The sequence below is a fragment of the Streptomyces filamentosus genome, from assembly GCF_014654895.1.
GTDB classification, from domain to species: Bacteria; Actinomycetota; Actinomycetes; order Streptomycetales; family Streptomycetaceae; genus Streptomyces; species Streptomyces filamentosus.
Map to the genome: position 1 here is coordinate 1,256,856 of NZ_BNBE01000001.1, position 14,242 is coordinate 1,271,097.

The 14,242-nt window shown below is 72.5% G+C and carries 14 protein-coding genes; 5 read left to right on the plus strand and 9 right to left on the minus strand.

Annotation, left to right across the window (positions count from 1 at the left end; translation table 11 throughout):
* Positions 1 to 122: 122 nt before the first annotated feature.
* From icmA to IE326_RS05375, 4 genes are all read right to left on the minus strand, one after another.
* Complete coding sequence (icmA, locus tag IE326_RS05360; RefSeq protein ID WP_150231787.1) at positions 123 to 1,823, minus strand: coenzyme B12-dependent isobutyryl-CoA mutase large subunit; 1,701 nt, start codon at positions 1,821 to 1,823, stop codon at positions 123 to 125.
* Between the two features lie 71 nt (positions 1,824 to 1,894).
* Positions 1,895 to 2,227: a DUF3817 domain-containing protein gene (locus IE326_RS05365; protein WP_150231785.1), complete on the minus strand. Its 333-nt coding sequence runs from the start codon at positions 2,225 to 2,227 to the stop codon at positions 1,895 to 1,897.
* A 44-nt stretch (positions 2,228 to 2,271) separates the two neighbouring features.
* The gene (locus tag IE326_RS05370; RefSeq protein ID WP_150231783.1) at positions 2,272 to 2,781 is read right to left on the minus strand and encodes a MarR family winged helix-turn-helix transcriptional regulator; all 510 of its coding nucleotides are present in this window, start codon (positions 2,779 to 2,781) and stop codon (positions 2,272 to 2,274) included.
* A gap of 9 nt (positions 2,782 to 2,790) precedes the next feature.
* Positions 2,791 to 4,257, minus strand: a complete 1,467-nt coding sequence (locus IE326_RS05375) for an MFS transporter (protein WP_190040952.1) — start codon at positions 4,255 to 4,257, stop codon at positions 2,791 to 2,793.
* A 79-nt stretch (positions 4,258 to 4,336) separates the two neighbouring features.
* Here IE326_RS05375 and IE326_RS05380 point away from each other — a divergent pair, with 79 nt between their 5' ends.
* Positions 4,337 to 5,332 (plus strand): ArsR/SmtB family transcription factor, encoded by a 996-nt coding sequence (locus tag IE326_RS05380; protein WP_150231780.1) that lies wholly within the window; start codon positions 4,337 to 4,339, stop codon positions 5,330 to 5,332.
* An 87-nt stretch (positions 5,333 to 5,419) separates the two neighbouring features.
* Positions 5,420 to 6,532 carry a glycoside hydrolase family 6 protein gene (locus tag IE326_RS05385; protein WP_190040953.1) on the plus strand — a complete coding sequence of 371 codons (1,113 nt, stop codon included), beginning with the start codon at positions 5,420 to 5,422 and terminating at the stop codon, positions 6,530 to 6,532.
* A 7-nt stretch (positions 6,533 to 6,539) separates the two neighbouring features.
* Here IE326_RS05385 and glxA read toward each other — a convergent pair whose 3' ends face one another.
* The 5 genes from glxA to IE326_RS05410 form a co-directional block, all read right to left on the minus strand.
* A complete protein-coding gene (gene glxA / locus IE326_RS05390; RefSeq protein WP_190040954.1) occupies positions 6,540 to 8,507 on the minus strand; it encodes a radical copper oxidase GlxA in 1,968 nt (655 codons plus the stop codon).
* 3 nt (positions 8,508 to 8,510) lie between these two features.
* Positions 8,511 to 10,349 carry a glycosyltransferase family 2 protein gene (locus tag IE326_RS05395; protein WP_150231776.1) on the minus strand — a complete coding sequence of 613 codons (1,839 nt, stop codon included), beginning with the start codon at positions 10,347 to 10,349 and terminating at the stop codon, positions 8,511 to 8,513.
* 91 nt (positions 10,350 to 10,440) lie between these two features.
* Positions 10,441 to 11,118: a TetR/AcrR family transcriptional regulator gene (locus IE326_RS05400; RefSeq protein WP_150231774.1), complete on the minus strand. Its 678-nt coding sequence runs from the start codon at positions 11,116 to 11,118 to the stop codon at positions 10,441 to 10,443.
* A 231-nt stretch (positions 11,119 to 11,349) separates the two neighbouring features.
* Positions 11,350 to 11,643 carry an MTH1187 family thiamine-binding protein gene (locus IE326_RS05405; RefSeq protein WP_043219759.1) on the minus strand — a complete coding sequence of 98 codons (294 nt, stop codon included), beginning with the start codon at positions 11,641 to 11,643 and terminating at the stop codon, positions 11,350 to 11,352.
* Positions 11,640 to 11,984, minus strand: coding sequence for a DUF3817 domain-containing protein (locus IE326_RS05410; RefSeq protein WP_150231772.1), 345 nt, complete (start codon positions 11,982 to 11,984; stop codon positions 11,640 to 11,642). The genes IE326_RS05405 and IE326_RS05410 overlap by 4 nt, the downstream gene beginning before the upstream one ends.
* Positions 11,985 to 12,119: 135 nt before the next feature.
* Between IE326_RS05410 and IE326_RS05415 the strand changes: the two genes are divergently transcribed.
* The 3 genes from IE326_RS05415 to IE326_RS05425 are packed head-to-tail and all read left to right on the plus strand — an operon-like array spanning position 12,120 to position 14,187.
* A complete protein-coding gene (locus IE326_RS05415; protein ID WP_190040955.1) occupies positions 12,120 to 12,758 on the plus strand; it encodes an AIM24 family protein in 639 nt (212 codons plus the stop codon).
* Positions 12,758 to 13,408, plus strand: coding sequence for an AIM24 family protein (locus IE326_RS05420; RefSeq protein WP_150231768.1), 651 nt, complete (start codon positions 12,758 to 12,760; stop codon positions 13,406 to 13,408). The genes IE326_RS05415 and IE326_RS05420 overlap by 1 nt, the downstream gene beginning before the upstream one ends.
* On the plus strand, positions 13,405 to 14,187 hold the full coding sequence (locus IE326_RS05425) for an AIM24 family protein (RefSeq protein WP_190040956.1): 783 nt from the start codon (positions 13,405 to 13,407) through the stop codon (positions 14,185 to 14,187). The genes IE326_RS05420 and IE326_RS05425 overlap by 4 nt, the downstream gene beginning before the upstream one ends.
* Positions 14,188 to 14,242 lie beyond the last annotated feature (55 nt).

Consider the following 14,242-nt stretch of genomic DNA (forward strand, 5'->3'; position numbering starts at 1 on the left):
ACGCTTGATGCACGCACGTACGCCCGCGACGCACGCATCACGTGCGCACGCCCGGCGCACGCACGCGGGGCCGGTACGGGAGACCCTCCCCGTACCGGCCCCGCGCGGCGTCGCGCGTCCGGTCAGAAGCCGGCCGGCTCCACGTACACGCCCCACTCCTCGCGGAGCACGTCGCAGATCTCGCCGAGGGTGGCCTCCGCGCGGACCGCGTCGAGCATGGGCGGGATCATGTTGGAGCCGTCCCGGGCCGCCGCCAGCATGGCGTCGAGGCAGCCGCGGACCTTCGCCTCGTCGCGCCGGCCCTTGCGGTCGCCGAGGACGCGGACCTGCTCCCACTCGACCTCGTGGCTGACCCGCAGGATCTCCAGGTCGCCGGTGACCGAGCCGTGGTGGACGTTGACGCCGACGACCCGCTTCTCGCCCTTCTCCAGGGACTGCTGGTAGCGGAAGGCGGACTCGGCGATCTCGCCGGTGAACCAGCCGTCCTCGATGCCGCGCAGGATGCCGGAGGTGATCGGGCCGATCGGGTGCTGCCCGTCCGGGTGGGCGCGCAGCCCGCGCTCCTTGATCTGGTCGAAGATCTTCTCGGCGTCGGCCTCGATGCGGTCGGTGAGCTGCTCGACGTACCAGGAACCGCCCAGCGGGTCGGCGACGTTGGCCACGCCGGTCTCCTCCATCAGCACCTGCTGGGTGCGCAGGGCGATCTCGGCGGCCTGCTCGCTGGGGAGGGCGAGGGTCTCGTCGAGGGCGTTGGTGTGGAGGGAGTTGGTGCCGCCGAGGACGGCGGAGAGCGCCTCCACGGCCGTGCGGACGACGTTGTTGTACGGCTGCTGGGCGGTGAGCGAGACGCCGGCGGTCTGGGTGTGGAAGCGGAGCCACTGCGCCTTGTCGGTCTTCGCGCCGTACACCTCCTTCATCCAGCGGGCCCAGATCCGGCGGGCGGCGCGGAACTTGGCGATCTCCTCGAAGAAGTCGAGGTGCGCGTCGAAGAAGAAGGAGAGGCCGGGCGCGAAGACGTCCACGTCGAGGCCGCGGGAGAGGCCGAGCTCCACGTAGCCGAAGCCGTCGGCGAGGGTGTACGCCAGCTCCTGCGCGGCCGTCGCCCCGGCCTCGCGGATGTGGTAGCCGGAGACGGAGAGCGGCTTGTAGGCGGGGATGCCGGCGGCGCAGTGCTCCATCAGGTCGCCGATGAGGCGCAGGTGCGGCTCGGGCGGGAAGAGCCACTCCTTCTGCGCGATGTACTCCTTGAAGATGTCGGTCTGGAGCGTGCCGTTGAGGACGGCGGGGTCGACGCCCTGGCGCTCGGCGGCGACGAGGTACATGCAGAAGACCGGGACGGCGGGCCCGGAGATCGTCATGGAGGTGGTGACGTCGCCGAGCGGGATGTCCTTGAAGAGGACCTCCATGTCGGCGGCGGAGTCGATGGCGACGCCGCAGTGGCCGACCTCGCCGAGCGAGCGGGGGTCGTCGGAGTCGCGGCCCATGAGGGTGGGCATGTCGAAGGCGACCGAGAGCCCGCCGCCGCCGGCGGCGAGGATCATCTTGTACCGCTCGTTGGTCTGCTCGGCGTTGCCGAAGCCGGCGAACTGGCGGATGGTCCAGGTGCGGCCGCGGTAGCCGGTGGGGTGGAGTCCCCGGGTGAAGGGGTACTCGCCGGGCCAGCCGATGCGCTCGAACCCCTCGTACGCGTCCCCGGGCCGGGGCCCGTAGACCGGCTCGACCGGGTCCCCGGAGAGCGTGGTGAAGTCCGCGTCCCGCTTGCGGGCCTTGTCGTAACGGGCCTGCCAGCGACGGCGGCCTTCCTCGATGGCGTCAGCGTCCATGCTTCGAATTTACTAGGACGTCCTAGTAAATGTCGATGAGAAACCCCCGCACAGTTGTGCGGGGGTGGGTCTCAGGCGTTGACCGGAACCGACTGCGCGCCGCTGACCAGCGGCTTCACCTCGGCGACGACCTTGCGCTCGACGAAGAAGGCGGCGAAGGGGATCGTGCCGGAGAGCAGCAGCCACACGATCTTGCCGAACGGCCAGCGGGCCTTGGAGCCCAGGTCGAAGGCGAAGACCAGGTAGACGATGTACAGGACGCCGTGGGCCTGGGAGACCGCGAAGGTCAGGTCCTCGCCGGTGTCGAAGCCGTACTTGGCGACCATGCAGCCGCAGAGGATCAGGAGCATGACGGCGGTCACGTACGCCATGACGCGGTAGCGGGTCAGCACGCTGGATTTCATGCCGTCGAGCGTAACCGCCCGTTCCGGGGCGATCTTCGCGGGGGTCAGCCCTCGTCGAAGTCGTGCGCGGCGACCCGCAGCGGGCGGAGCATCGCGAAGATCTCGGCGCACTCCTCGGCGTCGTACGCCCCGAGTCCGAACTCCATCTCCATCAGGTCCCGGGTGGCCGCCTCGACGACCTCGCGGCCCTTCTCCGTGATGGAGGCGAGCGTGCCGCGGCCGTCGTTGGGGTTGGGCCGCTTGTCGACGAGGCCGGACCGCACGAGCCGGTCCACCGTGTTCGTCACCGAGGTCGGGTGGACCTGGAGCCGCTCGCCGATCTTCGACATGGGGAGCTCGCCCGCCTTGGAGAAGGTCAGCAGCACCAGCGCCTCGTACCGGGCGAAGGTCAGCCCGTACGGCTTGACCACGGCGTCCACCTCGGCCAGGAGGATCTGGTGGGCGCGCATGATCGAGGTGATCGCGGCCATCGAGGGGACCGGGCCCCAGCGCTTCTGCCAGAGCTCGTCGGCTCGGGCGATGGGGTCGAAGGGGAGACTGAGCGGCTTCGGCACGCGACGACCTTACCGACTGGTCACATGCCGGTCAGCCCCGTCTCGCCTTTCGGTCGCCAGCAGGACGGCCACGAGGACGGCGACGGCGGCGGTCGCCACGACGCCGGTCCCGGTCACGACGAGGTGCACGGGGGCGAACTCCGCCACCAGGCCCGCACCGGCCATGCCGAGGCCCTGGACGGTCATCATGCCCGCCGTCATCAGGGTCATGGCCCTCCCCCGCCGCTCTTCGGGGACGGCCTCGACGAAGCGGGCGTCGAGCCCGAGGGTGTACGCGCCGGCGGCGCCGGCCAGCGCGAGGGCGAGGGCCGCGAGGGCGGGGCCGGGGCGGAGCGCGTAGAGGAGGAAGGGCGGGAAGGAGACGAGGAGCAGCGGGACGAGGAGCCGGGCGCGGGCGGCGGGACCGAGGAGCGCGCCGGCGAGGAGCTCGCCCGCGATGGTGCCGACGGGCATCGCGCACATGAGGAGGCCGAGGGCGGCGCGGGAGACGCCGAGCTGGTCCACGTAGGGGGCGGTGAGCGCCTCGGGGACGACGATGAAGAACGGCGGCACCCAGAACAGCAGCATCAGGGTGCGGATCCGGCGGTCGCGCAGCAGGGACCAGGTGGCGCCGAGCCCCTCGCGCCGCTCGGCGGCGCGGGCGGGGCGGCGGGCGGTGCCGAGGCGCAGGAGCAGGGCGGAGAGCAGGAAGGTCCCGGCGGTGAGGGCGATGGCGCCGCGGGCGGGGATGACGGTGAGCAGGACGCCGCCGACGCCGAAGCCGGCGAGGAGGGCGGTCTGGGAGACGATCCGGAGCAGGGAGCGGCCGAGGACGAAGAGGTCGCCCTCGCCGAGGATGTCGGCGAGGGTCGCCATCCGGGTGCCCTGGAAGACCGGGGCGACGAGGGCGACGGCGCAGCGCAGCGCGAGCAGCCCGGCGACGGGGGTGGCGGGCAGCACCATGAGCGCCACGGCGCCGGCGCAGACCAGGTCGCAGGCGACGAGCACCCGGCGCGGCGGGAAGCGGTCGGCGAGTCCGGCGAGGAGGGTGCCGCCGACGAGGTAGGGGGCGAGGCCGATGGCGAAGGTGAGGGAGGAGAGGAGCGGGGAGCCGGTGAGGTCGTAGACGAGGACGGTGAGGGCGATCTCGCTGACCATGAGCCCGAGCAGCGAGAGCAGGTGGGCCGTGAACACCCACCGGAACTCCCGCACCCGGAAGACGGCGCCGTAGCCGGGGGTCCCGGCGGCCTCGGGGGCGGCCCCGTCCCCCGAAGTGCGGGGTCCCCCGGGGACGGGGGTGCCGGCCGCCCCGGAGGAGAGGGGGCCGGGTCCCCGGGGGACGGGCGGGTGGGGCTCCCCGGGAGCGGGGGCGCCGGGGGCGGAGGGGACAGGGGTGGCGGGGACAGGGATGGCGGGCTCCCCGAGGGCGGTGGCGGGCGTCCCCGGGACGGGGACGGGGCCGGGGGCGTGCGGGGCAGGGGTGTCGGTCGGGGGCATGGACGCAGCCTGCGGGCGGGGAGGGGGCCGGTCCTAGACTTTCGGCTCCAGCCGAATGTTCCGCGTCCGAGGGGGCCGTGTGCCGTACCACCTGGTCTTCGGCGAGACCGATCCGCTGCGGATCCGCTTCGCCGTGTCGCCGCTGTGGGAGGCCCAGTCGGCCGTACGGGTCCTGGCGCGGCCCCGGCAGCAGGGCTACCACCTGCCGTGGCTGCGGCGGATCGCCGGGGCCGCGCGGGAGCTGGACCTGGCGCCGCTCCACCTGCTGATGCCGGAGCGGGGGCATTCGCCGGACTTCCTGTATCCGCCGCCGCTGGGGCCCGCCGCCTCCTTCGAGGAGGAGCTGGCGGCGGTGCGGGCGGTGGATCCCGCGCTGGCGGGGCCGGACCTGGCGCGGGCGCTGGCGGGCACACCGGGGGCGGCCGAGAGCGCGGAGGGGCGGGCGATGGTGGCGGATCCGGCGCGGGCGGTGGCGCGCCTGGCGGATCTGCTGGAGGCCGCCTGGGAGGCGCTGGTCGCGCCGGAGTGGCCCCGGCTGCGGGCGCTCCTGGAGGCGGACGTGGCGTACCACTCGCGGCGGCTCGCGGAGGGGGGTCTGGAGCGGCTGCTCGGCGAGCTGCACCCGTCCTTCTCCTGGGACCCGGCGACGGCGGTCCTGGCGGTGGGTGCCTACCGGGGACGGCACGTGCGGGCGCTGGGCGGGCGGGGGCTCGTGCTGATGCCCTCGGTGTTCATCTGGCCGGAGGTGGTGAGCGGTTTCGAGGAGCCGTGGCAGCCGACGGTGGTGTATCCGGCGCGGGGGATCGGCGGGCTGTGGTCGGGTCCCCGGGAGCGGACGCCGGAGGCGCTGGCGCGGCTGCTCGGTCCGGTGCGGGCGGACGTGTTGTGCGCGCTGGACGAGCCGATGGGGACGACGGCGCTGGCGCACCGGCTCGGGCGGGCGCCGTCGTCGGTCTCGGCGCACCTGGCGGTGCTGCGGGACGCGGGGCTGCTGACCTCGCGGCGTTACGGCCACCAGGTGCTGTACGAGCGGACGCCGCTGGGGATCGCGGTGTCGCAGCCGGACGCCGGGTGACCGTCATGTCACGATGAGCCCCGTTCGTCCCGATCTCGTGGACGGATCCACGCCCGTCCTCCCCGTGTGCCGACCCTGGGGGCCCGGATGTCCCGCCGTACCGCCCTGTCCCTCCGTTCCGCCGCCCGCCTCCGCACCGCCCCGTCCCCCCGCGCCGCCGTACCCCTCCGCTCCCCTGCCCCCGTTCCCCGCCGCGCCGCCGTCGCCGCCCTCGCGGCCGTCCTGCTGCTGGCCGGCAGCGGGTGCTCCTCCGACGGGCCCGCACCCTCCCCCGTGGGGCCGCCGGCCGCGACGGGCGGGGAGGCTCCCGCGCCGACCGGCGGCTCGCCGTTCTGGGTGGACCCGGAGAGCGACGCGGCGAAGCAGGTGCGGCGGTACGAGGCGGAGGGCCGCGCGGACGACGCGCGGGTCCTGAAGCGGATCGCGGAGCAGCCGGTCGCCGAGTGGCCGGCCGGGGACGACCCGGCGCCGGAGATCCGGCGGGCGGTGCGCGGGGCGACGGCCGAGGACCGGACGGCGGTCTTCGTGGCGTACAACATCCCGCACCGGGACTGCGGCATGTACTCGGCGGGCGGGGCGCACGACGGGCAGGCGTACCGCGCGTGGGTGGACTCCTTCGCCTCGGCGATCGGGGACGCCTCGGCGGTGGTGGTGCTCGAACCGGACGCGGTGCCGCACATGGTGGACGGCTGCACGCCGGCCGAGTACCACGAGGAGCGGTCCGCGCTGCTGGCGGAGGCGATCGAGCGGCTGAAGCGGCAGCCGCGGACCCGGGTCTACCTGGACGCGGGGAACCCGGAGTGGATCGACGACCCGGGAAAGCTGGTGGAGCCGCTGCGGCGGGCCGGCGTCGGCCGCGCGGACGGCTTCTCGCTGAACGTGTCGAACTTCCAGACGAACGCGACGGTGCGGGACTTCGGGGCGACCCTGTCGGGGCTGCTCGGCGGGATGCACTTCACGATCGACACGAGCCGGAACGGCGCGGGCCCCCTCCCGGGGAACCGGGCGGAGGCCTGGTGCAATCCCCCGGGCCGGTCGCTCGGCGTGCCGCCGACGGACCGGACCGGGGACGCGCTGGTGGACGCCTATTTGTGGATCAAGCGTCCCGGGGACTCGGACGGGCAGTGCCGGGGCGGCCCGGCCGCCGGGACCTGGTGGCCGGAGTACGCGCTGGGGCTCGCCCGCCGCGCGGACTCCTGACGCTTCCTCACTCGCCCTTCACCTGGACCCACTTCGCCTCGGACGGGATGCCTGCCTCGTCGGTGACGAAGAGCATGTACCAGCCGGGCGGGACGAGGGTGGGGTCCTCGGGGGCGTCCACGGTGACGGTGCGGCCGTCCTTGCCCTTCGTCAGGCCCAGTTCCACCGAGCGCTGCTCGACGTCGGTGGTGTGGGTGACGGCGCTGGGCCGCATCAGCCGGGCCTTGGCGATGCGCCCGGCGTCCTCGGTCTCGAAGGTGGCGCGGCCGTCGGCGTCGAGCTCCCGCGGGCCCTCGCCCAGGGCCGGGCGGTCGGCGCCGGCCTTGTGGAGGTAGGGCGGGGTGAAGACCTCGATGCGCTGCTCGAAGGTGCCGAGCTTGGTGTTGTCCTTGTCGTCGAAGAGCGGGTCGGAACCGAAGGTGGCGACCCGTCCGTCGGGCAGCAGCAGCGCCTCGGAGTGGTAGTTGCGGCCGACCATGGGGTCGGCGGCCGCGGCGAAGGCGTTGGTGGCGGGGTCGTAGAACTGCGCCTTGAGGATGTCGCTGCCGCCGCGGCCGCGGTAGTCGCGGGAGCCGCCGGTGGTGAAGACGGTGTCGTCGGGGAGGAGGACGCTGCTGAGGTAGCGGGTGCCCTGCGGGAGCGGGGGCCCGTCCCGGAAGGCGGGGTTCTCGCCGCCCACGTCGACGATGGAGGTGCGGGCGGTGGACTTGGCGGACTCGCCGACCCCGCCGCCGCCGAGGACCATGACCTTCTGGGCCTGCGCGGGGGGCAGGATCAGGGAGGAGGAGGTCTCCAGCTGGTCGGGGTCGGTGAGGCCGGGCAGCTTGGTGAACGTGTTGGTCTCCAGGTCCCACAGGCCGGGCGCGCGGCCCTTGTCCGCGGGGCCGTAGCCGGCGTTGGAGCCGGTGTAGAGGAGCTTGCCGCCCTTGGTGAGGAAGAGCGAGGGGTAGGTGGGGAAGTAGCGGAAGGGGCCCTTGGTCCACTTCTTGGTCTTCGGGTCGTAGATCTCGTTGTCGCCGGGGACGACGTCGCCGACGTCGTTGAGCCCGGAGACGGCGAGGACCCTGCCGTCCTGGAGGCCGACCAGGGTGGGGTACCAGCGGGCGTCCTTCATGGGGGCGACCGGGACGTACTTCTCCGCCACGGGGTCGAACTCGTAGGCGGCCTTGATGCCCTGGAAGTCCTGCTTCTCGGTGGTGAGCTTCTGGGCGAGGCCGTAGACGTTGTCGGCGTCCTCACCCTTGAGCCCGACGACCTCGTACTGGGCGGCCTCGGTGGTGAGGGCCCGGGGGCCCTCCTCCACGGCCTCGACGAAGACGCGGGACTCGGCCGCGGTGACCTTGGTCTTCCACGGCCGCATCTGGCCGCTCTTGAAGTAGGAGATCTCGAACTCGCGCTTCGCCTTGGGCACGGTGACGTCGGTGGTGGTGACGTACTCGACGCCGGACGGGGAGCGGAAGCGGGTGCCCTTCTTCAGGGTGACGGCCTTGTCGGGGCTCTCGTTCTTGACCCGCATGCCGCCGCCGGCCTTCTTCACCCCGCCGTCGAGGACCTCGTAGCGGGCGGTGCCGCCGGCCACCAGGAGCCGCCCGTCGGGGAGTTGGCTGTGTCCGGCGCAGAAGAAGTCCTCGGGGGTGGGGATCTTCTTGAAGGTGTTCTTCACCGGGTCCCACAGGACGGTGTCGAAGGTGCCGGCGTCGAAGTTCTTCTGGTTGTTGCCGGAGCCGGCGATCAGCAGCACCTTGCCGGTGTGCAGGAGGGCGGCGTGGATGGCGTTGATCCGGGCGCCGTCGGGGACGGAGACCCCGCCCCAGGAGCCGTACTTCTTCTTGTAGTCGGGCTGGGCGATCCGGTAGGCGTGGTACTTCTCCGAGGCGAAGGAGACGGCGGCGGGCGCGTTGAGCGCCGCGAGGACGAGGACGGCGCCGCTGCCGAGCAGGGTCTTCTTGAACTTCTTCGACGGCCGGTAGGCCATGGCTCAGTTCCCTCCGGTCGTCGTGGGGGCGGTGGTCGCGGGCGGGTGCGGGGGCAGCGGCGGGAAGGCCGGGAGCGGCGGTACGGTCCGCAGCTCGATGCCCTCCCGGGCGCGGGCCACGCGGCGGCCCCTGATCCGGTCGCGGGCGTGGGCGCGGGCCGTGCGGGCCCGCCGGTCGCGCAGGGTGGTGAAGGCCCAGACGCCGACCGGGGCCAGCGAGATGACGAGGGCGAGCACCGCCCAGGTCCGCATGGCGGCGTGGGTGTGGTCGAAGTGGACCGAGGCCGCCAGGGAGGCGACGAGGACGACCGCCCAGTAGAGGTGGATGCGGAAGGTGAGGACGCGGTCGGGGCTGGCGGCGCCGCCCTTGGGGGTGACGACGAAGCGGCCTCGGGTGCGCAGCAGCGCGGAGCCCAGGGACTTGAGGTAGATGGGCGCGGAGAGCGCGGACATCACCATGCCGGCGAGGCCGCCGGAGCCCTCGGGTTCGTGCGGGGAGACGTTGTGGCGGCGGTTCCAGAGGTAGAGGCCGATCTGGAGGGCGACGGCGTCGCTGTAGATCATGAGCCAGACCTGGGAGGAGACCTGGGTGCCGGAGGCGCCCAGCCACAGGTAGAGGACGCAACTGAGGATGCCGAGCAGCCAGTTGACGGCCGTCATGGGGTAGTAGACGAGCATCAGCGTGTAGTTGAGGAGGCGGCCGGGCGGCATGCTGAACGGCGCCTTCCAGTACTGCTTGATGATCGTCTCGTAGGTGCCCCGGGACCAGCGGAGCTGCTGGGTGAAGAAGTCGGTCCAGGACTCGGGGCCCTCGCCGACGGCGAGCACGTCGGGGGTGTAGACGGAGCGCCAGCGGCGGCCGGTGACCGGGTTCTTGCGGCGGTGCAGCTCGAAGCCGGTGGCCATGTCCTCGGTGATGGAGTCGTACAGGCCGCCGATCTGCTTGAGGGCGGCGATCCGGACGACGTTGTTGGTGCCGACGAACATGGGGGCCCGGTAGCGGTTGCCCGCGCGCTGGATGAGGGCGTGGAAGAGGAACTGCTGGGACTCCGCGGCCTTGGTGACGGCGCCGGTGTAGTTGCCGTAGACCTGCGGGCCGACGACGAAGGCGGTGTCGGGGTCGCGGAAGTAACCGAGCATCCGCTCCAGGAAGTTGGGGAGCGGGACGTGGTCGGTGTCGACCGAGGCGAAGAAGTCGTAGGCGTCGCCGTGCATGGCGAGCCAGGCGTTGTAGTTGCCGTGCTTGGTCCGCGCCTTGTGCGGGCCCTTCTTCCGGTTCCACTCGGGCACGCCGGACCGGGTGAAGTGGTGGACGCCGAGCTCGGCGCAGAGGGCCTTGGCCTCGTCGCTGTCGCCCTCGTCGAGGAGCCAGACGTGGAGGGTGCCGTCGTGCCGCAGGCGGACGGCGGCCTCCAGGGTGCCCCGCACCATGGCGAGGGGTTCCTTGCCGGGCACGTAGGTGGTGAGGAAGGCGACCCGGGTGCCCTTCTCGGGGTACACCGGGACGGGGTCGCGGGCGACCATGGTCGCGTGGGCGATCGAGGAGACGTTCACCAGCATGAAGAGGCAGATGAGGCCGATCGACACGAGCATCACCGTGTCGTACGGCACCCGCCAGGTGTCGTCTCCCTCACGGACGGTCCAGTGGCTGGGCCAGACCAGGTAGGCCAGCAGCACCGCGGAGAGCAGCGGCGCGAGGGCCATGAGGAGGACGGCTCGTATTCGGTGCGGTTCCTTCGAGAGCAGACTCGTGTACTGCACCTGATAGGCCGTCGGGTCCGGTTCCGTGAGGGGACCGGCGAGTCGGCTGTAGGTGTCGTAGTCGTAGCCTCCCGGCCGCACGGTGCCTCCAGCTGGTGTCGATCGGGTCGATATCCCCACAAAAAGGGAGATCGACCGGTGTGTCGACTGGAGTGCTCCGAGTGAGGGCGTTCTACCGTCCGCGTCCACCCGATCGACGCAGTGTGTACGCGACGGCCCGCCGCGCCACCGGGTTCAGCTCCTCCACGGCGGCGAGCAGCGCGCCGAGCTGCTCCAGGGCGGCGAGGGCCGTCTCGGCTCCCTCGGGATCGACGCCCTCGTAGAGTTCGAGCCCGACGAAGGAGGCGGCGACGGCGCGGGCGAGTCCGGCGGGGTCGGTGACGCCGTCGAGCGGGGTGCCGGCGAGGACCCGGCGCAGCACCCGCTCGATCTCCTCGATCCACAGGTCGAGCCCGGCGGCGGTGGCGGGGGCGAGCCGGGGGTGGGTCTGGGCGCCGGCGAGGAGCTGGGCGAGGACGGCGACGTGCCCGGCGTCCCGCTCCTCGTCGTGCATGGCGCGGCCGAAGGCGAGCAGCTCGGAGAGGCTGGTGACGGCGCGGAGCCGGTCGCGGTGGCGGGCCACCCGCTGTTCGGCGCCGCGCCGGCAGGCGGCGGCGAGGAGTTCGTCGACGGAGCCGAAGTGGTAGAAGACGAGGGCCTGGTTGACCCCGGCGGCGGCGGCGACGGACCGGGCGGAGGCGCCGGCGATGCCGTGCTCCACGAGGGTCCGCAGGGCGCCGTCGAGCAGTTTCTCCCGGGTCTCGCGCCCCTTGGCGTCCCGTGCCCCCGAGGGCTTGGCCTCCCCGCTCACACCCGCCCCCTTCGCCCGCGCGGCGCGCCGCGGGCCCGGTGGCGCTCCCCCGCGGAGACACCGGGCCGGCGGCGGCCGGGACGGGAACACGCCGTGGCTTCCCACGGCCACTCCCCCGTTTTGAGCGATCGCTCAAGGAGGACGTTAACCGATGTTGAGCACTCGCTCAAAGCCCTCCGGCCAGCGAAAAGCCCCCGGCGGCGGACCGGGGGCTTCGGGGGGCGCGGGGGCTCAGGCGCCCAGGTGGCGCTCGACCGTCTCGACCTTGGCGGTGAGGCCGTCGGTGACGCCGGGCCGGATGTCGGCCTTGAGGACGACGGAGACCCGCGGGGCGCGGGCCTCGACGGCGGCGACCGCCCGCTTCACGACGTCCATGACCTCGTCCCACTCCCCCTCGATGGACGTGAACATGGCGTCGGTGCGGTTCGGCAGCCCGGACTCCCGGACGACGCGGACGGCGTCGGCGACGTACTCGCCGACCTCCTCGCCGACGCCGAGCGGGGTGACGGAGAAGGCGACGATCACGCGTTCACCGTGCCCTCGCGGCGGGCGCGGGAGGCGATGACGGCGGCCTCGGCCTCGCGACGCAGCTTGCGGTCGGCGTAGAAGCCGCCGAAGGGCACGACCGAGAGGAGGAAGTAGACGGCGGCGGTGCCGAAGCCCCACTTGGTGCGGTTCCAGGCGTCCAGCCAGAAGAGCACGTAGAGGACGAAAAGAAGGCCGTGGACGGCGCCCATCACCGGGACCGCGTTGAAGTCCGTGGTCCGCTTGAGCACCGAGCAGACCAGCAGGAGCAGGAACGACACGGCCTCGGGCGCGGAGACGAGCCGGAGGCGGTGGAGCGAGGAAGCGGTCTTGAGGTCCACGGAGGGGTCACCTTCGTTCGAGCCGATGGGCGAGCCGCCCAGCGCGATCTTGTGAACGGATGCACAAGGGGGGCGGATCCATTGTGCACACCGACTTTGCTGTCTCTTTATCCGGGTCCCCGCTACCTTCGGGCCGTGGCTACGTTCCGACTCCAGGGCAGCAAGGTGCTCGCCGTGACGATGACCGGCGACGCCGTCAAGGCGAAGAACGGCTCGATGGTCGCCTACGACGGGCAGATGGCGTTCAAGAAGATGAGCGGCGGCGGGGAGGGCCTGCGCGGCATGGTCACCCGGCGGCTGACGGGTGAGCAGATGGAGGTGATGGAGGTCAGGGGGCAGGGGACCTGCTGGTTCGCCGACCGGGCCTCCGAGATCAACCTCGTGCGGCTGCACGGCGAGAAGCTGTGGGTGGAGGCGAGCAATCTGCTCTGCACCGACGCGGGGCTGCGCACCGGCACGACCTTCACGGGACTGCGCGGCGGCGCGACCGGCAACGGCCTCTTCACCACCACGGTGGAGGGCACCGGGCAGGCGGCGATCATGTCGGACGGCCCGGCGACGGTGCTCCGGGTGACCCCGCAGTACCCGCTGTCGGTCGACCCGGGGGCGTACGTCGCCCACCAGGGGAACCTCCAGCAGCACTTCCAGTCGGGTGTGACCTTCCGCACCCTGCTCGGCGAGGGCGGCGGCGAGGCGTTCCAGATCCGTTTCGAAGGTGACGGACTCGTCTACGTCCAGCCCAGCGAGCGGAACACGATCGGAGGCGACGTCTGATGCCCTTCCGCGAGGTGAACTCGAAGATGGTCGAGGCGACCGTCGTCCCGGGGCAGCGGCTCTTCAGCCAGCGCGGCGCGATGCTCGCGTACCGGGGGGACGTCACGTTCACGCCGAACATGGCGGGCGGCCAGGGCGGCCTGGCGTCGATGATCGGCCGCCGGGTGGCCGGCGAGGCGACGCCGCTGATGACGGTGGAGGGCAGCGGCACGGTGATGTTCGGGCACGGCGGCCACCACATCCAGGTGATCGCGCTGACCGGGGACACCCTCTACGTGGAGGCGGACCGGCTGCTCGCCTTCGACGGGACCCTGGAGCAGGGCACGATGTTCATGGGCTCGCAGGGCGGCGTGATGGGCCTGGTGCGCGGGCAGGTGACCGGCCAGGGCCTCTTCACGACGACCCTGAAGGGGCACGGTTCGGTGGCGGTGATGGCGCACGGCGGGGTGATCGAGCTGCCGATCGCGCCGGGCCGTCCGGTGCACGTCGACCCGCAGGCGTACGTGGCCCACCACGGCGACGTGCGCAACAAGCTCTCGACGGCGCTGGGCTGGCGGGACATGGTGGGCCGCGGTTCGGGCGAGGCGTTCCAGCTGGAGCTGAGCGGCAGCGGCGCGGTGTACGTCCAGGCGTCGGAGGAGAAGCTGTGAGCACCCCTGTCATCCACGATCCGCACACCCTGCCCTCGGACGACAACGTCAACGCGTACACCTTCTGCGTCGAGCTGAAGGGCGCCCCCTGGTTCCTCCAGAAGGGGAAGATGATCGCCTACTACGGGCGGATCGAGTTCAACGGGATCGGGCACGGCCGGCTGGACCGGCTGGTGCGGACCGCCTTCCACTCGCCGCTGCACGCGAGCGACTGGGTGGTGGCGGAGGGCTCGGGCAAGATGCTGCTCGCGGACCGGGCCTTCGACGTGAACTCGTACGACCTGGACGAGGGCAATCTGACGATCCGGTCGGGGAACCTGCTGGCCTACCAGCCGACGCTGGCGCTGAAGCAGTCGATCGTGCCGGGGTTCGTGACGCTGATCGGCACGGGCAAGTTCGTGGCGGCGTCGAACGGTCCGGTGGTGTTCATGGAGCCGCCGCTGCGGGTGGACCCGCAGGCGCTGGTGGGCTGGGCGGACTGCCCCTCGCCCTGTCACCATTACGACCACGCGTACCTGACGGGCGTGATGGGCGGGGTGCGGGCCCTGACGGGCATCGGGGGCTCCTCGGGCGAGGAGCACCAGTTCGAGTTCGTGGGGGCGGGTACGGTACTGCTCCAGTCGACGGAGCTGCTGATGGCCGAGCGGAACATCGGCGGGCCGCCGGCCCAGGCCGGGGTGCCGGGCGGGCAGCCGCACGGTTCCGGCCAGGCGGTGCAGGGTGCGGTGCCGCGCCTTCCCGGCCAGCTCGGTGACCTCCAGAGGCGCTTCGGTCTGTGAGCGGTAGTCTGCGGAGCGTGACGCTTCGAACGGCCGCGCGGGGACCGCGGCCGGT

Bases quoted from the DNA above. Each gene is read 5' to 3' on its own strand.
- icmA (WP_150231787.1), bottom strand. From the start codon at position 1,823: ATGGACGCTGACGCCATCGAGGAAGGCCGCCGTCGCTGGCAGGCCCGT.
- IE326_RS05365 (WP_150231785.1), bottom strand. From the start codon at position 2,227: ATGAAATCCAGCGTGCTGACCCGCTACCGCGTCATGGCGTACGTGACC.
- IE326_RS05375 (WP_190040952.1), bottom strand. From the start codon at position 4,257: ATGCCCCCGACCGACACCCCTGCCCCGCACGCCCCCGGCCCCGTCCCC.
- IE326_RS05385 (WP_190040953.1), top strand. From the start codon at position 5,420: ATGTCCCGCCGTACCGCCCTGTCCCTCCGTTCCGCCGCCCGCCTCCGC.
- glxA (WP_190040954.1), bottom strand. From the start codon at position 8,507: ATGGCCTACCGGCCGTCGAAGAAGTTCAAGAAGACCCTGCTCGGCAGC.
- IE326_RS05420 (WP_150231768.1), top strand. From the start codon at position 12,758: ATGCCCTTCCGCGAGGTGAACTCGAAGATGGTCGAGGCGACCGTCGTC.